At 72.0% G+C, this 19,858-nt stretch carries 22 protein-coding genes and 1 riboswitch; of the genes, 6 read left to right on the top strand and 16 right to left on the bottom strand.

Translation table 11 applies throughout. The annotated features are described in order from the left end of the window. Positions 1–48: 48 nt before the first annotated feature. The 3 genes from ABH923_RS00275 to ABH923_RS00265 all read left to right on the top strand — a co-directional run bounded on the left by ABH923_RS00275 (position 49) and on the right by ABH923_RS00265 (position 3,830). Positions 49–1,128, top strand: a complete 1,080-nt coding sequence (locus ABH923_RS00275) for a hypothetical protein (protein WP_370052975.1) — start codon at positions 49–51, stop codon at positions 1,126–1,128. 2 nt (positions 1,129–1,130) lie between these two features. Further along, complete coding sequence (locus tag ABH923_RS00270; RefSeq protein ID WP_370057247.1) at positions 1,131–1,484, top strand: metallopeptidase family protein; 354 nt, start codon at positions 1,131–1,133, stop codon at positions 1,482–1,484. Between the two features lie 171 nt (positions 1,485–1,655). Continuing rightward, positions 1,656–3,830 (top strand): hypothetical protein, encoded by a 2,175-nt coding sequence (locus ABH923_RS00265; protein ID WP_370052973.1) that lies wholly within the window; start codon positions 1,656–1,658, stop codon positions 3,828–3,830. A 77-nt stretch (positions 3,831–3,907) separates the two neighbouring features. Here the strand turns inward: ABH923_RS00265 and ABH923_RS00260 are convergent, their stop codons facing one another. The 7 genes from ABH923_RS00260 to ABH923_RS00230 all read right to left on the bottom strand — a co-directional run bounded on the left by ABH923_RS00260 (position 3,908) and on the right by ABH923_RS00230 (position 9,593). Further along, a complete protein-coding gene (locus ABH923_RS00260; RefSeq protein ID WP_370052971.1) occupies positions 3,908–4,174 on the bottom strand; it encodes a hypothetical protein in 267 nt (88 codons plus the stop codon). Then, on the bottom strand, positions 4,171–4,803 hold the full coding sequence (locus tag ABH923_RS00255) for an ATP-binding protein (RefSeq protein ID WP_370052969.1): 633 nt from the start codon (positions 4,801–4,803) through the stop codon (positions 4,171–4,173). The genes ABH923_RS00260 and ABH923_RS00255 overlap by 4 nt, the downstream gene beginning before the upstream one ends. Continuing rightward, on the bottom strand, positions 4,787–5,566 hold the full coding sequence (locus ABH923_RS00250; RefSeq protein WP_370052968.1) for an energy-coupling factor transporter transmembrane protein EcfT: 780 nt from the start codon (positions 5,564–5,566) through the stop codon (positions 4,787–4,789). The genes ABH923_RS00255 and ABH923_RS00250 overlap by 17 nt, the downstream gene beginning before the upstream one ends. Continuing rightward, positions 5,563–7,098 carry an ABC transporter ATP-binding protein gene (locus ABH923_RS00245; protein ID WP_370052967.1) on the bottom strand — a complete coding sequence of 512 codons (1,536 nt, stop codon included), beginning with the start codon at positions 7,096–7,098 and terminating at the stop codon, positions 5,563–5,565. Before ABH923_RS00245 ends, ABH923_RS00250 begins: the two co-directional genes overlap by 4 nt. Before the next feature lie 20 nt (positions 7,099–7,118). Then, positions 7,119–7,739 (bottom strand): ECF transporter S component, encoded by a 621-nt coding sequence (locus ABH923_RS00240; protein WP_370052965.1) that lies wholly within the window; start codon positions 7,737–7,739, stop codon positions 7,119–7,121. Between the two features lie 33 nt (positions 7,740–7,772). Next, positions 7,773–7,874, bottom strand: a riboswitch (TPP riboswitch). Between the two features lie 45 nt (positions 7,875–7,919). Next, positions 7,920–8,249 (bottom strand): GerW family sporulation protein, encoded by a 330-nt coding sequence (locus ABH923_RS00235; protein ID WP_370052963.1) that lies wholly within the window; start codon positions 8,247–8,249, stop codon positions 7,920–7,922. Positions 8,250–8,318: 69 nt separating this feature from the next. Next, positions 8,319–9,593: a DNA polymerase IV gene (locus tag ABH923_RS00230; protein ID WP_370052962.1), complete on the bottom strand. Its 1,275-nt coding sequence runs from the start codon at positions 9,591–9,593 to the stop codon at positions 8,319–8,321. Between the two features lie 85 nt (positions 9,594–9,678). Here ABH923_RS00230 and ABH923_RS00225 point away from each other — a divergent pair, with 85 nt between their 5' ends. Further along, positions 9,679–10,683, top strand: a complete 1,005-nt coding sequence (locus ABH923_RS00225; protein WP_370052960.1) for an aldo/keto reductase family protein — start codon at positions 9,679–9,681, stop codon at positions 10,681–10,683. Between the two features lie 16 nt (positions 10,684–10,699). Here the strand turns inward: ABH923_RS00225 and ABH923_RS00220 are convergent, their stop codons facing one another. The 5 genes from ABH923_RS00220 to ABH923_RS00200 form a co-directional block, all read right to left on the bottom strand. Further along, the gene (locus ABH923_RS00220) at positions 10,700–11,326 is read right to left on the bottom strand and encodes a hypothetical protein (protein ID WP_370052958.1); all 627 of its coding nucleotides are present in this window, start codon (positions 11,324–11,326) and stop codon (positions 10,700–10,702) included. Between the two features lie 53 nt (positions 11,327–11,379). Continuing rightward, positions 11,380–11,916 carry a DUF1697 domain-containing protein gene (locus ABH923_RS00215; protein ID WP_370052957.1) on the bottom strand — a complete coding sequence of 179 codons (537 nt, stop codon included), beginning with the start codon at positions 11,914–11,916 and terminating at the stop codon, positions 11,380–11,382. 3 nt (positions 11,917–11,919) lie between these two features. Beyond that, positions 11,920–12,231, bottom strand: a complete 312-nt coding sequence (locus ABH923_RS00210) for a hypothetical protein (RefSeq protein WP_370052955.1) — start codon at positions 12,229–12,231, stop codon at positions 11,920–11,922. Between the two features lie 35 nt (positions 12,232–12,266). After that, positions 12,267–13,028, bottom strand: coding sequence for a YidC/Oxa1 family membrane protein insertase (locus ABH923_RS00205; RefSeq protein WP_370052953.1), 762 nt, complete (start codon positions 13,026–13,028; stop codon positions 12,267–12,269). Between the two features lie 69 nt (positions 13,029–13,097). Further along, positions 13,098–13,421, bottom strand: coding sequence for a DUF6412 domain-containing protein (locus tag ABH923_RS00200; protein WP_370052952.1), 324 nt, complete (start codon positions 13,419–13,421; stop codon positions 13,098–13,100). Positions 13,422–13,507: 86 nt separating this feature from the next. Here ABH923_RS00200 and ABH923_RS00195 point away from each other — a divergent pair, with 86 nt between their 5' ends. Together ABH923_RS00195 and ABH923_RS00190 are read left to right on the top strand one after the other, a co-directional pair. Beyond that, a complete protein-coding gene (locus ABH923_RS00195) occupies positions 13,508–14,173 on the top strand; it encodes an SDR family oxidoreductase (protein ID WP_370052950.1) in 666 nt (221 codons plus the stop codon). Positions 14,174–14,183: 10 nt separating this feature from the next. After that, entirely contained in the window at positions 14,184–15,887 is a 1,704-nt protein-coding gene (locus ABH923_RS00190) for a long-chain-fatty-acid--CoA ligase (protein WP_370052949.1), read from the top strand. Positions 15,888–15,899: 12 nt separating this feature from the next. On the opposite strand, the gene ABH923_RS00185 is transcribed toward ABH923_RS00190, so the two are convergent. The 4 genes from ABH923_RS00185 to ABH923_RS00170 all read right to left on the bottom strand — a co-directional run bounded on the left by ABH923_RS00185 (position 15,900) and on the right by ABH923_RS00170 (position 19,794). After that, positions 15,900–16,334 carry a PaaI family thioesterase gene (locus ABH923_RS00185; RefSeq protein ID WP_370057246.1) on the bottom strand — a complete coding sequence of 145 codons (435 nt, stop codon included), beginning with the start codon at positions 16,332–16,334 and terminating at the stop codon, positions 15,900–15,902. Between the two features lie 53 nt (positions 16,335–16,387). Further along, positions 16,388–18,145, bottom strand: a complete 1,758-nt coding sequence (locus ABH923_RS00180) for an APC family permease (RefSeq protein WP_370052947.1) — start codon at positions 18,143–18,145, stop codon at positions 16,388–16,390. Between the two features lie 171 nt (positions 18,146–18,316). Beyond that, on the bottom strand, positions 18,317–19,237 hold the full coding sequence (locus ABH923_RS00175; protein ID WP_370052945.1) for an oxygenase MpaB family protein: 921 nt from the start codon (positions 19,235–19,237) through the stop codon (positions 18,317–18,319). Beyond that, positions 19,234–19,794 carry a YbaK/EbsC family protein gene (locus tag ABH923_RS00170; RefSeq protein ID WP_370052944.1) on the bottom strand — a complete coding sequence of 187 codons (561 nt, stop codon included), beginning with the start codon at positions 19,792–19,794 and terminating at the stop codon, positions 19,234–19,236. Before ABH923_RS00170 ends, ABH923_RS00175 begins: the two co-directional genes overlap by 4 nt. Positions 19,795–19,858 lie beyond the last annotated feature (64 nt).

The raw sequence follows: 19,858 nt of genomic DNA, 5'->3' as shown, positions 1-19,858 counted from the left end.
CACGCCCACGACGCAGGGGACGGCGGCCGCGCCGGTAGACTCGCCCAGGTGAGCACCGGCCCGGCCCCCGTCCCCTCCGTCGTTCCCGAGATCCGCGGAGCGCACCTCGTCGGCAGCGTCAACCTGCCCGACGCCGGCGCCGTGTTCGGCGCGGTGAGCGAGCATCTCGGCGACCGGCTCCGCCGCATCCCGGACGGCGAGGTGGGCGAGCGGTTCTACTGGATCCAGTTCCAGACCAAGCGGTTCGACACGATGGCCGGGCTGTCCCGCATCCCGGTCGAGCCGTACTACCTGCGCGGGATCTTCGACGGTCGGCCCTTCCAGCTCGACCCGAGCGTCGCGCCGGGCGACCTGGTCTTCCCCGACCTCGGTTACGCGGAGGCCGCGCTGGCCTCCTACGCGGAGTTCGCGCGGCTCCGAGACGCCGGCACGATCGCGCAGGGCACCCGGTTCCAGGTGTCGCTGCCGACGCCTGCCGCGGTGATCGGCGCCTTCGTCGTACCGGGAGACCGGGCCGCTCTCGAGCCGGCGTACGAGCACGCGCTCCTCGGCGAGCTGACGCGCATCCTCGACGGCATCCCGCACGAGGACCTCGCGATCCAGTGGGACACCGCGGTCGAGTTCGCGCTCCTGGAGGGGCGCATCGAGCCGTGGTTCGCCGAGCCGGGAACGCCCGGCGTCCTCTCCGGCGTCGTGGAGCGCTCGGCGCGCCAGGCCGCCGCGGTGCCCGGTGACGTGGAGGTCGGCTACCACCTCTGCTACGGCGACGTCGAGGAGCAGCACTTCGTGCAGCCCGCGGACGCCGGAAACCTGGCGGCGGTCATCGGCGGCATTCTGGCCGGCGCGCCGCGACCGATCACGTTCTTCCACCTCCCGGTGCCGATCGAGCGCGACGACCCGGAGTACTTCGCACCCCTCGCCGCTCTTGCGCTGCCGGAGTCGACCGAGCTGTACCTCGGCCTCCTGCACCACGAGGATGGCGTGGAGGGCGCGCGCCGGCGTGCCGCGGCGGCCGCGACCGCGCGGACCCGCTTCGGGGTGGCGACCGAGTGCGGCTTCGGCCGTGGCCCCTCCGAGCGGACGATCGGCCTCCTCGACCTGCACGCCGCCGTCGCCGAGGCCTGGTGACGATGCCGCTGCATCTGGAGGCCGACGCGTTCGAAGAGCTCGTCACCGACGAGCTCGACCGACTGCCGGACGAGATGATCGACGGGCTCGACAACGTCGTGTTCGTCGTCGAGGACCGACCGGAGGACGGCTCCCTCGACCTGCTCGGCCTCTACGACGGCGTCGCCCTCACTGAGCGCGACGCCTACGGCTTCGGCGAGATGCCCGACCGCATCATCCTCTACCGCGAGCCGCTGCTGTCGATCTGCGCCGACGAGGACGAGCTCCGCGACGAGGTCCACGTGACGCTCGTGCACGAGATCGCGCATTACTACGGGATCGACGACGATCGCCTGCACGAACTCGGCTGGGCCTGAGTCCGTCACACCGTCAGCGCGCCATCGTGCTAACGCGCGGGTGAATCCTTCGGAATCCCGCGCAGTCGGAGTCCGAGTACTCCTGAATACCGCCCTCCTCTCGTTGCTATAAACCCCTCACGCGACTCGTCTCTCGCGAGGTGCGCCATGCAACGAAACGAAAGGGTGGCAATGCCCACATCCGCGAACACCGTGAAACGCGCGGTTCGCCCCGGACTGATCCTCGCGACGGTCGTCGGAGTCCTGGTGTCGCTCGCCGCGACAGCCGGACCGGCGGGCCCCGCAACGGCCGCGGGCGCCCTCGACTGCTCCGGGACGTCCATCTACGGCCTCGTGCCCGGCACCCTCGGGGCTCCGGACGTCGCGGACCTGCTCGGCATCGACGGCACGTCCGTCGGCGGCGCTCAGCTCAACGCCACGGTCGCGTCCTCGAGCACGTTCAACGGGACGAACCCGAACGGGCTCGGCCTCACCGCCGGCGGCACCGGCGCGTTCATGGCCTCCGACAACGGCACAGTGATCCAGGGCTACGACGCTGCCAGCGGCAACTGGATCGCGTACCAGGGCAAGGCGGCCCCCGGCAGCGGTGTCACGGTCGGCGCGGTCGACCCGATCACGGGGATCTACTACTTCGGCGACGTCGGCTCCGACGGCGTCACCGGTCAGCTCTGGGGTTTCAACACCACGACGGATCAGATGGTCAGCCCGTCGCCGCTGGTCACCTTCCCCGCAGTCGTCGGGCAGAACAACGGTGATATCGCCTTCGACGGCGGCGGCAACCTCTACCTCGTCTTCTCGTCGGCCACCGACGGCTCGCTCGAAGCGATCAGCGGTCCGCTCCCGCAGACCGCCGCGCAGGCCGCGACCCTGACACCGACGACCCTCAGCACGTTCACCGTCCCCGGCGGCGCCGCCGTCAACGGCATCGCCTTCGACGGCAACGGGACGCTCTACCTCAGCCAGGGCAGCACCAACGGCATCTTCTCGATCGACCCGGGCACCGGCTCCTCCGACGGCAACCTGACACCGCTGCCCACCTCCCAGACCGGTCCGTCAGGAACCGGCCTGGTGGACCTGGCGAGCTGCGCGTTCCCGCCGGCCGTCAGCGCCCAGAAGAACGTCGTGTCCCGTGTGAACGCGACGGACCAGTTCGCGCTGAGCGTCACCGGACCCACGGTCAGCCTCCCCGCCACGGCCGTGACGGTGGGCACCGCGACCGGACTGCAGCAGACGACGGACGGCCGCGTCCTCCAGGCCGGCCCCGCCCTCGCCCGCTTCGGCGACACGTACACCGCCACCGAGACCGCGGCGGGCACGACGAACCTGGCCCAGTACGTCTCGACGTACAGCTGCGTGGACTCGGTGAACCCGGGGAACCCGCAGTTCCCGATCACGGGCAGCGGGACAACGGTCTCCTTCGCGCTGGCTACGTACGCGGGTGAGTCGCCCTCGGTGGTCTGCACCTTCACGAACACGCCGCGCGCGGCGTCGCTGTCGTTGACGAAGACGGCGAGCCCGGCGACGATCGCGCACGCCGGCGACACCGTCACATACACCTACACGGTGACCAACACCGGCAACACGTCCCTGACCGGGATCGGCGTCACCGAGACGGCCTTCACCGGAACGGGGACCGCGCCGGTTCCGACCTGTCCGACCACCACGCTGGCGCCCGGGGCGAGCGAGCAGTGCACCGCGTCCTACGCCGCGACCGCGGCCGACATCGATGCGGGCATCCTGTCGAACACGGCCGTGGCGGGCGGCCAGGACGCGGTGGCAGGTGCGGTGAGCAGCCCGGCGGCGACGGCGGACGTGACCGCCCAGCAGTCTCCGAGCCTGACCCTCGACAAGAAGGCGGACCCGACCAGCATCACCGGCGCGGGACAGCCGATCACCTACTCGTTCGTAGTGACGAACAGCGGGAACGTGACCCTGACCGCCGTCGGGATCACCGAGCAGAGTTTCTCCGGCAGCGGAGGCCCGCTGACGGTGACCTGCCCGGCGGACACCATGCTGGCCGCGGGAGCGTCGCTGACCTGCACGGCGGACTACCAGTCGACGGACGCCGACTACGCCGCAGGCAGCATCACCAACACGGCCGTGGCCGACGCGACCGATCCCACCGGTGTTGGCGTCCAGTCGGCGGCGTCGACCGCGGTGGTCGACGCCGTCCGCGTGCCCGTGGCGAATCCGCCGGCTGCGAACCCGCCCGCGGGGAATCCGTCGCTGGCCCAGACCGGCCTCGATGTGCTGACCTGGCTCGCGCCGCTGGCCGCGCTCCTCGCGCTCGTCGGCACGGGTCTCGCGCTGACGACACGACGCAGGACGGCTCGCAACCAGGGTTGAGCGGCCGCCTGACCGGCTAAGACGCTGACGCACGATGCCCCGGGAGTCACCGACTCCCGGGGCATCGTGCCGAGCCGCTAGAGCGACTCCTCGTCCTTGTCGGCCTCGACCGGGTCGCTGTCGGGAGCGTCGAAGTGGTACGAGACGTGACGCTCGCCGTTGACGCTGCGCTCGTCGCCCGCGACGTACCAGAACAGCGACTCCAGGCCCTCGACCGCTGCCACTGCCCCGATCCGCTCGTCCACCTTGCCGCCGACCAGGTAGCGCCGCTCGGCCGTCCCGACGAGGGGGCCGTCCGCGTATTCGACGATGTACTCGGTGTCCGGGTGGGATGTCTCGCTCATGGCACCACCGTAGACCCGGAGGGATGCCGGGGTGCAGAGCGGATCGGCCAGTCGGTGATGTCCAGCACGACGTCGGCACGCCTCCGCGGGTCCTCACGGGCCAGGTACTCCTCGAACTCGGACTGCCACTGATCCCAGTGCGACGCGAACGTCGCGCCGTCGCGGTCGAGCGCGCGTGCCTTGCGGAGGGCGTCGTCGGCGTCCAGCCAGATCGCGAGGTGCGTCCAGCGGACGCTGGCGGCGGCGAGGGTGCCGCAGCCCTCCACGATGACGGGCGCCGTGCCGGCGACGTCGTGCCATTCGGCCGGCCCCTCACCCGCCCAGTCCCACCGGCGCCAGCGCCCGTGGCCGGTGAGGGCGAGCGGCTCCAGCAGGTCGCCGGCCAGCGCGCCGCTCGCGGCGAGGAGGCCGTCCCAGCCCGGGTAGAGGTCGTCCATCCTGACCAGGCGCGGCGCTTCGGCGCCGGGCCAGTGCCGCACGAGCAGGTCGGCGAGGGAGCTCTTCCCCGCACCGCTCGGGCCGTCGATCAGGACGACGGGAGCCGTCTCTCCCCCGGTCGCCTCCAGCGCGTCCGCGACCGCGCTGAGCAGCTCGCACAGCTCCGGCCGCTCGTCAGGATCCCAGGACATTCCAGCTCCCCACTGCGATCGCCACGGCCGCTGCCGTGCCCGCGACCAGGAGGGCGACCGCCAGCGTCACCCAGTCCCGCCCGCGGAACACCGAGGGGCGCGCCCAGGTGCGCGCGACGGGCGCTCCGAAGCCGCGGGCCTCCATCGCCGTCGCGAGCTTGGACCCGCGACGGATGGAGAGCACGAACAGCGAGAACGACTGGCCGAGGAAACGCCGCAGCGCCCCGGTCTCCGCCACCCCGCGCGCCCGCCGCGCGAGAGTGAGCGCGCGCCAGTCGTCCACGAAGAGCCCGACCAGCCGGAGGCCGGCGAGCCCGCCGAGCACGAAGCGCGCGGGCAGCTTGAGCAGCTGGGCGAGGCCGTCCGCGAGGTCGGTCGGGTCGATGGTCACGAACAGCAGCACGGCGGGCAGCCCGATCGCGAGCACGCGCAGGAAGGTCGCGAGGCCGAGCTGGAGGGAGCCGTCGCTGACCTCGATCGCCCACCAGTGCAGATACACGGTGCCGGAGGTCCGGCCGTAGAGCACGGTGGTGAGTCCCGCAAGCGGCGCCGCGATCAGGATCGGGGAGGTCCGGACGAGCAGCACGCGCACGGGGATCGCGGCGAAGCAGAGCAGGACGAGCTCCAGCCCGAGCGCCACGCCCGCCGAAACCGGGTCGATGGAGACCAGCAGCACGGCGGTGACGATCAGCGCGGCGCCCAGTTTGGACACCGGGTTGAGGGTCGCGAGCGGGCCGTTGCGGACGGGTTCGGCGATGGTCACGCGACCGCCTCCCGCCTGGCGTCCAGCCGCAGCGCGTCGGCGCCGATGGCGGCGGCGAACTCGGCATCGTGGGTGGCGGCGACGACGGCGTGGCCACCCTCACGCAGCCCGGCGATGAGCTCGACGAGCCGGCGCCAGGTGTTCGCGTCCTGGCCGTACGTCGGCTCGTCCAGGACGAGGAGGCGCGGGCGCGTCGCAAGCGCTGTCGCGACCGAGAGACGGCGCTTCTGGCCGCCGGACAGCGTGAACGGGTTCGCATCAGCGAGCGCGGCGAGCCCGAGGGCCTCCAGGAGCTGATCGACGCGAGCGGCGATCTCGCCCTGCGCGAGCCCGAGCGCGCGCGGCCCGGCGGCGAGCTCGTCGCGCACGGTGGAGGCGATGAACTGGTGCTCGGGGTTCTGGAAGACGGTCCCGATGCGCGTCAGCAGCTCGCGCGAGCGCCAGGCGACGGGAGCGGAGGACGCTCCGGACGCCAGGGCGGGTGCGGCGGTGAGGGTTCCGCCCAGGGCCGGCATCAGGCCGCCGAGCGTGAGCGCCAGCGTCGACTTCCCGATCCCGCTCGGGCCGGTGAGCGCCAGGGCGGAGCCTTCGGCGATCGTGACGTCCGTCCGGAAGGGGAGCGCGTGCGCCAGGAGGTCGCCGCCGCGCTCGGAGCGCGTGCGGGAGCGACGGCCGGCGAACAGCGGCGACCGCCCGACGGCGAGCGACCCGGCCTCCAGCAGCGGCGCGCCCTGGGAGACCTGTCGTGCGGCGGGCACGGGCTCATCGGGCAGCCAGACACCGGCCTCCCTGAGCCGTCCTGCCGTGTCGGCGAGCACCGTCTCCGGCGCTCCGTCGGCCAGGACGCCGCCCGCGGCGTCCAGCACGATCACCCGGTCCACCAGCTCCCGCCAGACGGCGACCCGGTGCTCCACGACGATCACCGTCGCGCCGGTCCGCTCCAGCACGGCGGAGACGGCGTCCCTGACCTCCCGCGCGCCGTCAGGGTCGAGGTTCGCGGTCGGCTCGTCCAGCAGGAGCAGGCCGGGACGCATCGCCAGCAGGCCCGCCAGCGCGAGCCGCTGCTTCTGGCCGCCGGAGAGCTGCGCGGTCGAGCGGTCCAGCGGGAGGTCGAGTCCGACCGCGTCCAGCGACCAGCGCACGCGCGCCCACAGCTCGTCGCGCGGGACGCCCAGGTTCTCGCACGCGAACGCCACATCGTCGCCGACCCGGGCCAGGATCACCTGCGCGTCCGGATCCTGCAGCAGCAGGCCGGAGGCTCCGCGCGCCTCCGCGGGATGCCGGCCGCCGACGCGGAGGTCGCCCTCCGCCTCACCGTCGTCGTCGCCGCCCAGCACGCCGGCGAGCCCGGCGAGCAGGGTCGACTTGCCCGCGCCGGACGCGCCGAGCAGCAGCACCCGCTCCCCCGGCTCGATCGACAGGCTCAGCCCGCGGACCGCCCAGGCCTGGCGGCCGGCGTGCCGCCAGCCCCAGTCGCCGACGTGCACGGCGACCGGGGCCGGCGGAGAACCGGCAGGACTCAGCTCAGGCATGACAGCCTCCCGGCCGTCGCCTAGACCCGCCCCGTGACCTCGCGGCCCGCGGCGAACCGGTTGAGCGCTCCGGTGCGAGCGATCGCCTTGACCAGCAGCCACGAGCCGAGACCGGCGACGACGATGCCGGAGATGGTCGTCGTGATCGTGTAGACGATCACGAACTCCGGCTTGGCGCCGGGGTAGGAGTAGATCAGGTCGAGGACCGACTCGGCGAGGCCGGTGCCCGCGCCCGCGATCAGCGCGGTCACCAGGTTCCAGCGGGCGTAGAGGAACAGCGCGAAGACGATCTCCGCGCCGAGGCCCTGCACCACGCCGGACAGCAGCGTGGCGAAGCCCCACTGCGTGCCGATCAGCATGGAGACGACGGCTGCGACGACCTCGCCGTACAGGGCGGCGCCGGGCTTGCGGACGATGAGCGCGACGAGCACGCCGGCGAACAGCCACGGGCCGTTCAGGATGCCCTGGAAGCCGGGGAGCACGGCGGTCACCGGTCCCGAGATCGGGTTGTAGGCCTGACCCCAGACCCAGAAGACGACGCCGGCCGCGACGGCGACGACGCTGGCGACGACGATGTCGACGACCCGCCAGCGGAGGATGCGCCTGGACGGCGCGGAGACGGACGAAATAGTTGCGTGCACTGTTCGTGCCCCTTCTGTTCAGAAATGAGGGCACGGGATTGTGAGATGCCTCCCTGCGCTGGCATGACCCAGATCAGGTTCGACGGTCGAAACTTGGAGAAGCTTCCTCTCAGCCCGGCTCACCGGACTCCCGTGTTCAGGAGCCCAGTGTAGACCGTGAGACGGCTGTGCGCGTGCGCGCTACCGCTTGAGCGCGCGGATGACCCGTGCCCAGGCGTGGCCGGCCACCCACACGAACGGGATGGCGACCGCGAGCAGTGTGATCAGGTTCGGGCGGAACCGCACGCCGGTCTCGTCGCTGATGTACGCGCCGAACGGGACAGCGGCGCCGCCGCCGCCCGCACCTCCCGGCGCCGAGTCGTCGCCCGGACCTTCACCCGCGCCGAAGCCGAACTGCACGGCGGCGACGGGGACGATCGTGGTGCCGTCGACGACGATCGGCTCGCCGTAGACCGACTTGATTCCGGAGGAGCTCATCGTCTCGGCGAGCTTGAGGGAGAGGTTCGTCATGGCTTCACCGTACCCGGCGGCTCCCGGCGTGACCAGGGCGGTTCTGCCCGGGGCACGTGTGCGTCGGCGCTAGTCGCTCAGCCAGCGCGGGTTGCGGCCGTCGCGCTCGGCCTGCTCGGCGTCGCGCGACCTCCGCACCAGGGAGGCCGGCCCGATGGCGCCGCGACCGAAGCGCGCGCTGACCGCGTCGAGCGTGCGCTCGGCCTCCCGCCACTCCTCGTCCGGGTCCCAGAGCGCGAGCGCGTCGCCGCCGGCGTCGGCGAGCTGCTCTGCGCGCACGCCGACCAGCCGGATCGGAGTGTCTTTCAGACGGAGATCGAGCGTCTCGAAGACGTCCCAGGCCTCCTCGAACAGCCGCCGCCCGACGTTGGTCGGCTCGGCGAGGGTGCGCGAGCGGGTGATGGTGCGGAAGTCGGAGAAACGCACTTTGAGCGCGATGGTCCTGCCGACCATCCCGTGCTTGCGCAGGCGCTCGCCGACCCGCCCGGAGAGCCGCAGCAGCTCGCGGCGCAGAGTGTCGGCGTCCTCCACGTCGACCGAGAAGGTGTTCTCGTGGCCGATGCTCTTCTCGCGGGAGGCCGTGACGATCCGCCGGGGGTCGCGGCCGTTGGCGAGCTCATGCAGCCGGTGCGCGGTCGCATCGCCGACGGCGCGCTGCAGGACTGTCAGCGGCGCGTCGGCCAGGTCGGCGACCGTCCGCATCCCCATCCGCTCCAGGGAGGACTGGGTGCTCGCGCCGACGCCCCAGAGCGCGCCGACCGGGAGCGGGCGGAGGTAGGCCACCGTGTCGGCCGGCGGGATGACGAGCATTCCGTCCGGCTTGGCGTGGCCGGAGGCGAGTTTGGCCATGAATTTCGTGCCGGCGACACCGACCGAGCACGTGAGGCCGGTCTCCTCCCTGACGCGCGAGCGGATGAGCTCGGCGATGCGCCGCGGCGATCCCAGCAGGCGCCGCGCTCCGGCGACGTCGAGGAACGCCTCGTCGATGCTGAGCGGCTCGACCAGCGGCGTCACCTCGTGGAAGATGTCCATCACCTTGCCGGAGTACTCGGTGTACTTCTCGTAGTGCGGCGGCAGGATGATCGCGGTCGGGCACAGCCGCAGCGCCTGGGAGACCGGCATGGCGCTGCGCACGCCGAACCGGCGCGCTTCGTACGTCGCGCTCGTGACGACGCCGCGGCCGCCGGCGTGGCCGACGATCGCGGGCTTGCCGCGGGCGTCCGGGCGGTCGAGCAGTTCGACGGAGGCGAAGAAGGCGTCCATGTCGACGTGCAGGATCGTGGCGTCGGCGTCGTCGACGTCGGCGGTCGTCACCCGCCGGTCGCTGCCGTCTGCCCTACCCACCGAGAACCTTGCCCACGGGTCAATCCTCCCATCCGGCCACGACATCCGGCCCGCCGCCGCCCGGACGCGGCGCTAGCGTGGAGGCATGGAATTCAGATACCTCGGCAACTCCGGTCTCAAGATCTCGGAGATCATCTACGGCAACTGGCTCACCCACGCCTCCCAGGTCGAGAACGAGACGGCGACGCAGTGCGTCCACGCGGCCCTCGACGCCGGCATCAGCACGTTCGACACCGCGGACGCGTACGCGAACACCGCCGCAGAGCAGGTGCTCGGCGACGCCCTGAAGGGCCAGCGCCGGCAGTCGCTGGAGATCTTCACGAAGGTCTACTGGCCGACCGGCCCGAAGGGCCACAACGACACCGGACTCTCGCGCAAGCACATCCTGGAGTCCATCGACGGCTCGCTCACCCGGCTCGGCACCGACTACGTGGACCTCTACCAGGCGCACCGCTTCGACTACGAGACGCCCCTCGAGGAGACGATGCAGGCCTTCGCCGACATCGTGCGGCAGGGCAAGGCGCTCTACATCGGCGTGAGCGAGTGGACGGCCGACCAGCTCCGCGCCGGGCACGCGCTGGCGAAGGAGCTCGGCTTCCAGCTCATCTCGAACCAGCCGCAGTACTCCATGCTCTGGCGCGTCATCGAGAAGCAGGTCGTCCCGACCTCCGCCGAGCTCGGCGTCTCGCAGATCGTCTGGTCCCCCGTCGCCCAGGGCGTGCTGACCGGCAAGTACCTTCCGGGCGCGCCGCTCCCCGAGGGCAGCCGCGCCGCGGACGACAAGGGCGGCGCGAACGCGATCAAGGGCTTCCTGCGCGACGACGTGCTGTCCTCCGTGCAGCGGCTGAAGCCGATCGCGGACGAGCTCGGCGCGACGATGGCGCAGCTCGCGATCGCGTGGGTGCTGCAGAACCCGAACGTGTCCGGCGCGATCGTCGGCGCCTCCCGGCCGGAGCAGGTGGCCTCCAACGTGAAGGCCGCGGGCGTCCGGCTCAGCGGCGACGTGCTCGCCCGCATCGATGAGGCGGTCGGGGACGTCGCGGTGACCGATCCGGCGGAGACGACCTCCCCGCCGCAGCGGGTGGCCTAGCTCGCGAGCGCGGTGCTCACACGAGCGCGGCGACGAGCGGCCGGAACCAGTCGCGGAACGCCTCCGAGTCGTCGCGCAGCGAGGTGCTGACGACGACCGTGTGCGGGCCGACGATCCACGCGCCGCGCTCGGCGAGCGGGAGCACGTCGATGTCCAGCCGGAAGTAGCCGGCCTGGCGTCGGAGGTCGTGCTCCCGCTCGTGGACCACGTCCACGATGTCGGCGGCGCGGGTGGCGTGGTGCTCGATGCTCGCGCGGGCGTACTCGGCGCGACGCTCGCGCGCCCAGCGTGCGGCCGTCTCGTGCTGGGCGAGCACGATGTCCTGCAGCTCGATCGCGCGATCGAGCGCGGCGAAGTGCGGAGGCTGCAGCAGCGGGGTGATCGGGCGGTGCTCCCGGTCGGCTGCCCGCTCGAAGAGGGCGTACCACTGGGTCTCCAGCACGTCCTTCGCCGCGAGGGTCGTTGCTCCCGCGCCCCGCTCCGCCGACCCGTGCATCGCGGGCACGACCGCAGGCGACACCCGCGGGAGGGCGGGCTCCCTGCTGTTGTCGAGGCCCACGAGGTCGCGCAGGGCGAGCGCGATCAGCAGGTCCCAGGGACAGTCCTCGGTGACCTGCCATCGAAGGGTGCCCTCGACGAACATGCCGTCATTGTAAGAGCAGCCGGTGACCTCCAGCAGTGCGTCGGTTTCTGCGTTCAGCCGCGCCGGTCGAGCTCGGCGATCAGGCGCAGGACGGTGCGCTGGTTGCGTCCCGTCGCCACCGGCCCGAGGCTGCGCCAGAACGCGGCGGGCACGACCGATTTGGAGACGCCGAGCGGGCTCCATTGGTAGATGGCGCGCTCGCCCAGCCGCACGATCTCCGGGGCGAGGTCAGCGTCGTCCGGCGCGCTCACGCCGGCGGGCACGTCGTGGTCGAGGAAGGTCACGACGAGCCGGGAGTCGTCGTCCGCGATATCAACCAGCGGGTTGTCCGCCGCGATCCGGCGGAAGCGCTCCTCCGGGAGCAGGACGACCCCCGCGGTCACCCCGGACGACTCCGCCAGCGCCGCGGTGACCGCACCGGCCTGCGCGGCGGTGGGTGCGCCCGTCCCGCGGAAGACGACGTTGCCGCTCTGCAGCAGCGTCACAACATCCTCGAAGCCGGCCGCCTCGAACGCGGCCGCCAGGTCGGCCTTGGCGACGCGCGCGTTGCCGCCGACGTTGATGCCGCGGATCAGGCCGACCCCGAGCACGGCTCAGGCCTCCGCGGGCTCGGCGGCGACCAGCAGGACGGCCGGGATGGTCGCGGTCTCGTACGGACCGCTGCCGTCATGGCGGAGCTGCGGCTCGCTGAACGCGACGACCCAGTGCGTGAAACCGTCGTTCGGCAGGGAGACGTGGCGGAGGCTGCGATCCCCGTTGGCGATGATCACCCCGGTGGGCTCCCCCGGCCAGTCGTCGGGCGTCGGCGGCTCCTGCTCGACGACGTAGACCTGCACGCCGACGCCCAAGGCCGGCGTCGCCGCGCGGGGGTCGCGGGGCGGGCGGGATCGATCACGCTTCCACATGGTTCAAGCATCCCATCTCAGTGCAGCATCCCATCTCAGTGCGATGTCGATGGCTCGGTCCTCCCCCGCTCCGGGTCGAGCAGGCGGCGCAGGGTGGCCCGCTCGACGACGGTCCAGGCCGTCGTGGTCAGAATGTACACGGCGGCGGCGAGCGGCACGAACGCCGCGAAGACCACTGTCACGTACGGCAGGAACGACAGCGCCCGCACGACGCCGGTCGGCGCCGGCGTGCCATCGGGTTGCGGCAAGGCGAGCACGCGCCGCGACACCGTGGTCACGGCGGCGATGAGCACGAGCACACCCGCGTAGACCAGGAACGCGGGCCAGACCGGGCCGGCTCCGGCGAGGCCGACGAAGCTGGTGCCGAGCGGAGCGCCGAGCACGTGCGCGTCGAGCAGGGCATTGGCGTGGCCGGCGATGGTGGCGTGTGTGAACAGCGCGTAGACCAGCGAGATGACGGGGAGCTGCGCGAGCAGCGGCAGCATCCCGGCGAACGGGGAAGTGCGCTCGGCCTGGTAGAGCTCCATCGTCTTGCGGGCGAGCACCTCCCTGTCCGTGCCGTGCTTGCGCTGGAGCTCGGCGAGGGCCGGGGCGAGGCGGCGCCGGGTGTACTCGGCGCGCACCTGGCTGACGCCGACGGGGAGGAGGAGGGCGCGCACGATCACTGTCAGGACGACGATCGCGACGATGCCGGCCGCAGCGCCCGCGACGGGTTCCACAGCGGCGGAGAGGGCGGTGACGAAGCCGTAGGCCGCGTCGAGGATGGCCGCGATCGGCGGCCACGAGAAGAAGTCCATGGGTGGTATCCCTGCTGTCAGAACGAAACGAAGACGTCGTCTGGCCGCGCAGGGGCGGGAAGCGCCCGGCTACGCGACCGGCAGGAGGATGCCAGGGGCTCTCGGGCGCGGGCGTCCGTCGGCGTCCGGGTCGGCCTGGCTCTTCAGGAGCCAGCCGGCGGCGGGCTGCAGGGGGTTCGACCACACGGCGCGGACGCGCAGGGAGGCCGCCAGCGCGGCGACCGAGCGCACGACCGCCGTCGCGGCGACCGCGACGATCCCGATCGCTCCGGCCAGCCCGGCGAGGGCGACGAGCCCGGAGAGCCCTCCTGGCCAGGCCGCGGAGTGCCAGAGCACCGACAGGCCGGAGCCCGGCGCGAAGAAACGCGCCACGAACTCCAGCAGACCGGTCATGTGGACGACCGTAACGCATCCGCCCGCCGGGCCGCGCGCACGTTCGCCGTGAGCGGAGCGGACCGGAACAGGAGCAAGATGGAGGCATGAGTCGAATCGCGATCGTCGGAGCCCACGGAAAAGTCGCCCAGCAGCTCATGCGGGTGCTCTACGACCGGGGGGACGAGTTCGTCGGCCTGGTCCGCAGCGACGAGCACGCCGACGACGTCTACCGTCTCGGCGGCGAGGGCCACGTCATCGACATCGAGCAGGCCGACTCCGGCGCGATCGCGATGGCGTTCGTGGGCTGCGACGCGGTCGTTTTCACGGCGGGCGCCGGAGCGGGCTCCGGCGTCGCCCGCAAGCGCACGGTCGACTACGCCGGCTCGGTGAAGTCCGCAGAGGCCGCCGCCTCCGCCGGCGTCCGCCGGTTCGTGCAGGTGAGCGCCTGGGGCGTCGACGGCCCGGTGGCGGAGGACGCCGACCCGCAGTGGCGCGCCTACGTGGAGGCCAAGCGCGACGCCGACGCCGACCTGCGCGCCTCCGGACTGGACTGGACCATCCTGCGCCCGGGCGGACTGACCTTCGACGAGGGCACGAGCGAGGTTCAGCTTGGCGAGAGCGTCCCGCGCGGCACTATCGCACGCGAGGACGTCGCCCGGCTGATCGCCGTCTGCCTGGCCGACCCCGCCACGATCGGCCGCACCTGGGAGGTCGTCTCCGGAGACGTCCCGATCGAGGAGGCCGTGCGCACGCTGACGGCGGCCCCCTAGGCTCGTGTCTGTGAGTGGTTACAGCGATCGTCCCTGGGTCTCCGCCTACGCGCCGGGTGTCCCCGCCGACATCGAGCTGCCGGCGGGCTCCCTCGCCCACCTGATCGACGACTCGGTCGCGACGTACGGAAAGCACGTCGCCCTGGAGTTCTTCGGCGCGACGACGACCTACGCCGAGCTCGGCGACCAGATCGCCCGCGCCGCGGAGGGCCTGCGCAAGCGCGGCGTCCGCAAGGGCGACCGGGTCGCGCTGGTGCTGCCGAACTGCCCCCAGCACGTGGTCGCGTTCTACGCGGCGCTGCGGCTCGGCGCGGTCGTCGTGGAGCACAACCCGCTTTACACGCCGCGCGAACTCCGGCACCAGTTCGAGGACCACGGCGCGACCGTGGCGATCGTCTGGGACAAGGTCGTGCCGACCGTGCAGGATCTCCCTGCCGACCTCGGCGTGGCGACCGTGATCTCGGTCGACATCACCCGCGGGATGCCCGCGAGCAAGCGCTTCGCCCTCCTCCTCCCGGTGCCCGCCGCCCGGAAGGCGCGCGAGCAGCTCACCGCGAAGGTCTCCGGCGCCGTCACGTGGGAGTCGCTGGTGTCGTCCCGGCGGTTGAAGGCCTCCGTGCCGCGGCCGGAGCGCGACGACCTGGCGCTCATCCAGTACACCAGCGGCACCACCGGGCGGCCCAAGGGCGTCATGCTCAGCCACCTCAACCTCGCGGTCAACGCGGCGCAGGCGCGCGCGTGGGTGCCGACGATCGAGCGCGGCACCTCGGTGGTGTACGCGGTCCTCCCGCTGTTCCACGCCTACGGGCTCACGCTCTGCCTGACCTTCGCCATGAGCATGGGGTCGCGGCTCGTGCTCTTCCCGAAGTTCGACCCCGACCTCGTGCTGGATGTCGTGAAGAAGCGGCCCGCGACGTTCCTGCCCGCCGTGCCGCCGATCTACGAGCGGCTGGTGCAGGCCGCCGAGAAGCGGAAGGTGTCGCTCTCGGGCATCGACATCGCGATCTCCGGTGCGATGAGCCTCCCGCAGACCATCGTGGACCTGTGGGAGTCGAAGACCGGCGGCTATCTGGTGGAAGGCTACGGCCTCTCCGAGTGCTCGCCCGTGCTGATGGCGAACCCGGTGGGCGCGACCCGCAGGGCCGGAACCGTCGGCCTCCCGCTGCCCGGCACGGAGCTCCGCGTCGCCGACCCGGAGGACCCGGCCGTCGACCGCGCGTTCGGCGAGGAGGGCGAGCTGCTCGCCCGCGGACCGCAGGTCTTCTCCGGCTACTGGCGCAACGCCGACGAGTCTGCCAAGGCGCTCACCGCGGACGGCTGGTTCCGCACCGGCGACGTCGTCACGATGGACGAGGACGGCTTCGTGCGCATCGTGGACCGGATCAAGGAGCTCATCGTCACCGGCGGCTTCAACGTCTCCCCGACCGAGGTGGAGGACGCGCTGCGCAGCTTCGAGGGCGTCGCGGACGTCGCCGTGGTCGGCCTCCCCCACCGCCGCGGCGGCGAGGACGTGGTGGCCGCGGTCGTCATGGAGCCGGGGGCGTCGTTCGACGAGGAGGCCATCCGTGCCTACGGCCGGGACTGCCTGACCGCGTACAAGGTGCCGAAGCACGTCGTGCAGGTGGAGGAGCTGCCGCGCAGCATCGTCGGCAAGGTCATCCGCAGGAAGGTACGCGACCAACTCGTGGCGCAGCAGGAGGCGGCGGCGTCCTGAAGTGGTCGGGCGTCAGCCGATCGGGAACACCAGCAGGGACCCCGTCGCCGTGGCGACCGTCTTCCCGCTGCCGTCCGTCACCACGCCGTCCGCGAACGCCACCCGGTTGCCCGGCTTGGTCACCGTCGCGCTGCAGGTGAGCGGGCCACTGCCGGCGAACACCGGCCGGAGGTAGTTCACCTTGATCTCGATCGACGTGTAGCCCTGGCCCTGCGCCAGCGTCGACTGCACCGCGCAGCCGATCGCCGAGTCCAGCAGGGTGCACACCAGTCCGCCGTGCACCGTCCCGATCGGGTTGTAGTGCGACTCGTCGGGCTCGCAGACGAACACCGCCCGCCCGGTCTCGGCCTCCGTCAGGGCCATCCCCATCAGCTTCGCAATGGGCGGCGGCGGCAGCTCCCCCGCGATCATCTTCTGCAGGTACGCGAGGCCGCTCACCGTCGGCATGACGGCGACGCCCGGGGCGGGGTCCTCCCAGTGGACGGTTCGGCTGCGTTCGCTCACTCACTCCCCTTCCGCGGGAGGTCGGGATCGGCCGGCGGCAGGTCCGCCGGCTCGTCGACCTCTTCGAGCGTATCCGCATTGACCGGGGTCTGGCCCTCGGGGAGGTTGGAGAAGTCGGGCGCGATGACGGTGGCCGGCAGCCGCGCCGCCACCGAGCCGAACACCGAGTCCGCGCCGACCACCTCAGGCGCGAGCACGATGTCGTCGCTCTTGCGCGGAAGCGTGAGGCCCTTGAAGTAGTCGGGCCGGATGATCCGCCAGACGATCATCAGCACGACGCCGATCAGGATGCCGCCGATGCCGACCACGGCCTCCGCGCCGATGCCGAAGATGGTCACGTTCTTCCCGTTCGCGTCCTGCAGCCAATCGGGCGCCGCGAACTGGATCACCCCGTAGATGAACACGGCGACGAGCATCACACCACCGAGCAGCGGGAACAGCCCGCGCATGATCGCGTGCCGGAAGCTCGAGAACAGCGTCCGGCGGTAGTACCAGACGCAGGCGAACCCGGTGAGGCCGTAGTAGAACGCGATCATCAGGCCGAGCGAGCCGATCAGGGCGGTCAGGAGGGTGACGCTGATGAAGGTGAACAGCAGGTAGAACGCCGCCGAGGCGATCCCCATGCCGACCGTCGACCAGGTGGGGGTCAGGAACTTCGGGTGGATCTTCGCGAACTTCTCGGGGATGGCCTTGTAGACCGCCATCGACAGGGTCGTGCGCGCCGTCGGGAGGATCGTGGTCTGGGTCGAGGCCGACGCCGAGGTCAGGATCGAGAACCCGAGGAGCGTCAGCAGGATGGAGCCGAGCGGACCGCTGCCGAACAGCGTCGGGCCGATCGCCGAGAACACGTCGGCCGAGTTGGCCGGGTTGGCGAGGCCGATGCCCTTGTCTCCGACGCCGGCGAAGGCCACGGTGGCGACGGTGACGATGGCGTAGGTGGCCAGCAGGAGCAGGGTGCTGATGACGGCAGCGCGGCCCGGGGTCTTCTCCGGGTTCTTGGTCTCCTCGTTGATCGACACCGCGGTGTCCCAGCCCCAGTAGATGAAGATGGCGGTCAGCAGTGCGGGGGCGATGGTCTTGCCGAAGTCGAGGGTAAACGGGTTGAACCACGACCACTGCGGGATCAGCGAGTACGGCTCCGCGTTGCCGGTGTAGACCTTCGCCAGTGCGAAGGCCGCGAAGAAGATCAGGATGACGATCTCGAAGCCGAGCAGGACGTACTGCACGCGCGCCGACACCTCGATGCCGCGATAGCAGATCCAGGTCATCAGGGCGATCCAGATCAGCCCGGCTATCGTCACGGCCACGGCGTTGTTGGCGAGCGCCGCGACGCCGGGGAGGCCGAAGCCGCCGATGAACGTGAAGGAGTAACTGCCGGCGATCTGCGCCAGGTTCGACATCACGATGATGTCGGCGATGACGATGCCCCAGCCGCCCATCCAACCGGTGATCGGGCCGAAGGCGCGCGCCGCCCAGGTGAAGGTCGTCCCGCAGTCCGGCTCCGCCTTGTTGAGCTCCTGGTATGCGACGGCGATGAGGTACATCGGGATGAACGCCAGCAGCACGATGCCCGGCGCCTTCACGCCGGCGGCGAGCGTGCCGCCGACGACGATGAAGCCCAGGCTGGCCGCGAGGCTGTACGCGGGGGCGGTGGAGGCGACGCCCACCACGACGCTCGACACCAGGCCGAGCGCGCCCCCCTTCAGACCCTTGTTCCCGGCCTCGTCGGGCGCGGTAGGACGGGTGGATGTCATGGCAACACCTCCGGTGACTCGGGTCCGCTCGGCGATGAGCGGGCCACCGGACGACAGCGTAGCTCCGAAGCGGGCCGCGCAGGTTGCACGTTCTCACAGACAACCGGAGGACAGACAGTCCGGAGCACCGACTGCTCGGTGCGCAGACAGCCGCGAGCGGGCCGGCCCCGGTCAGACTCCCGTCGTCGCGTCCAGCCGCGCCAGCCGCCTCCTGGCAGCCAGCTCCGCCTGCGTCCGCGGTCCGAGCAGCACCTGCGCTCCCCCCAGCACGACGGCCGTCGCGCTGTGGATCGGCAGCCGGTCGGCGACGGGCAGCCCGAGCAGCGCGCGGTGCCGCGGCTCCAGCGTGGAGACCGCCGCGCGGAACAGCACCCTGTACGACGGCCGCAGCGTCCAGCGCAGCGGGGCACGCCGGATGAAGCGCACGATCTCCTCCACGTCCGGCCCGCCGCGCAGCTCCCCCGCGTCGGTCACCGCGTCGATGCGGGCGCGCAGGTCGGCGGCGGTGCGCGGGGGATCGTCGACGCCCATCAGCTCAGCCGCGGTCGCCCACTCGTTCACGTACCCGTCCGCTCCTCCCGGGATCGGCGACCCCCAGCGCTCGTGCGCGGTGAGGAAGGCGTCGGTGAAGGCCAGGTGCACCAACTCGGCCAGGTCGGGGTCGTTCGCGCTGTACGGGCGGGTGACGCCGTGCCCGTCGACGTAGCTGCCGTGGACGCGCTCGTGCAGGGTCTTCACCAACTCCGAGCCGGCGACGGCCTGGCCGCGGCTGCCGAAGGTGACGGTGTGGATCCACTGGATCGTGCCGGCCAGTCGGCCCAGCGGGTCCTCGCGGTAGCGGGAGTGCTCGCGCACGCCCGCGAGGGCGCCGGGATGCAGCGCCTGCAGCAGCAGGGCGCGGACTCCGGCGACGAGCGTCGGCATCCCGCCGTGCACCGTCCAGGCGGCGCCGCCCGCGGGGAAGAAGCCCTCGTCCTCGCCGTCCTCCAGGCGCAGCACCCAGCTCGGGACGCGGTCGGAGCGCCCGGACAGCGTCTCGATCAGGTGCGAGCGCACCGGGCCGAGGAGGCGGTCGACGCCGGCTCCGGTCATCGCGGTGCGAACTCCTGACCGAGCCCGTCGATGACCTGCGCGGACGGGAGCTCGCCCAGCAGCCGGCCGGGGAGCAGGATCTTGGACCGGCGCACGCCGGACCCGATGATGACCACGACGCCGTCGGCCGTGACGCGGGAGTCCACCAGCAACGGCCACTCGGCCGGCAGTCCGATCGGCGTGATGCCGCCGTACTCCATCCCGGTCAGCTCGACGGCGCGCTCCATCGGGAGGAAGGACGCCTTGCGGACGTCCAGCAGCCGCTTGACGGTGTTGTTGACGTCGGCGCGCGTGGTGGCGAGCACCACGCAGGCGGCGATCCGCTCCACGCCCTCGCGCTTGCCGCCGACCACGACGCAGTTGGCGAGCGTGTCGGCGCTGAGGCCGAACTGCTCCTGGGTCGCGGCGGTGTCGGACACGTCCGGGTCGATCTCCACGACGCCGACCTCGTCGAGCCAGCCGAGCTCCGTCACGGTCGCGAGGGTGGCCGGGGCCAGCAGGTCGGTGCGGGAGGAGGCGGGAGCCGTGGTCAGCCCGCCGAGAGTGAAGACGCCCATGCGCCTACGGTAGCGCGCGGCACGGCCCGCACGCGGTGCTAGGCCGGAGCGGACCGAATGGTCT

It is taken from the genome of Leifsonia sp. EB41, assembly GCF_041262565.1.
Taxonomy (GTDB): Bacteria; Actinomycetota; Actinomycetes; order Actinomycetales; family Microbacteriaceae; genus Leifsonia.
The sequence above is the reverse complement of the archived record's forward strand: the minus strand, read 5'-3'. Positions and strand labels throughout refer to the sequence as shown.

Excerpts from the sequence above, each read along its gene's own strand:
- ABH923_RS00270 (WP_370057247.1), top strand. The coding sequence starts at position 1,131 with ATGCCGCTGCATCTGGAGGCCGACGCGTTCGAAGAGCTCGTCACCGAC.
- ABH923_RS00265 (WP_370052973.1), top strand. The coding sequence starts at position 1,656 with ATGCCCACATCCGCGAACACCGTGAAACGCGCGGTTCGCCCCGGACTG.
- ABH923_RS00260 (WP_370052971.1), bottom strand. The coding sequence starts at position 4,174 with ATGAGCGAGACATCCCACCCGGACACCGAGTACATCGTCGAATACGCG.
- ABH923_RS00255 (WP_370052969.1), bottom strand. The coding sequence starts at position 4,803 with ATGTCCTGGGATCCTGACGAGCGGCCGGAGCTGTGCGAGCTGCTCAGC.
- ABH923_RS00245 (WP_370052967.1), bottom strand. The coding sequence starts at position 7,098 with ATGCCTGAGCTGAGTCCTGCCGGTTCTCCGCCGGCCCCGGTCGCCGTG.
- ABH923_RS00235 (WP_370052963.1), bottom strand. The coding sequence starts at position 8,249 with ATGACGAACCTCTCCCTCAAGCTCGCCGAGACGATGAGCTCCTCCGGA.
- ABH923_RS00225 (WP_370052960.1), top strand. The coding sequence starts at position 9,679 with ATGGAATTCAGATACCTCGGCAACTCCGGTCTCAAGATCTCGGAGATC.
- ABH923_RS00220 (WP_370052958.1), bottom strand. The coding sequence starts at position 11,326 with ATGTTCGTCGAGGGCACCCTTCGATGGCAGGTCACCGAGGACTGTCCC.
- ABH923_RS00210 (WP_370052955.1), bottom strand. The coding sequence starts at position 12,231 with ATGTGGAAGCGTGATCGATCCCGCCCGCCCCGCGACCCCCGCGCGGCG.
- ABH923_RS00205 (WP_370052953.1), bottom strand. The coding sequence starts at position 13,028 with ATGGACTTCTTCTCGTGGCCGCCGATCGCGGCCATCCTCGACGCGGCC.
- ABH923_RS00200 (WP_370052952.1), bottom strand. The coding sequence starts at position 13,421 with ATGACCGGTCTGCTGGAGTTCGTGGCGCGTTTCTTCGCGCCGGGCTCC.
- ABH923_RS00195 (WP_370052950.1), top strand. The coding sequence starts at position 13,508 with ATGAGTCGAATCGCGATCGTCGGAGCCCACGGAAAAGTCGCCCAGCAG.
- ABH923_RS00185 (WP_370057246.1), bottom strand. The coding sequence starts at position 16,334 with ATGCCGACGGTGAGCGGCCTCGCGTACCTGCAGAAGATGATCGCGGGG.
- ABH923_RS00180 (WP_370052947.1), bottom strand. The coding sequence starts at position 18,145 with ATGACATCCACCCGTCCTACCGCGCCCGACGAGGCCGGGAACAAGGGT.
- ABH923_RS00175 (WP_370052945.1), bottom strand. The coding sequence starts at position 19,237 with ATGACCGGAGCCGGCGTCGACCGCCTCCTCGGCCCGGTGCGCTCGCAC.
- ABH923_RS00170 (WP_370052944.1), bottom strand. The coding sequence starts at position 19,794 with ATGGGCGTCTTCACTCTCGGCGGGCTGACCACGGCTCCCGCCTCCTCC.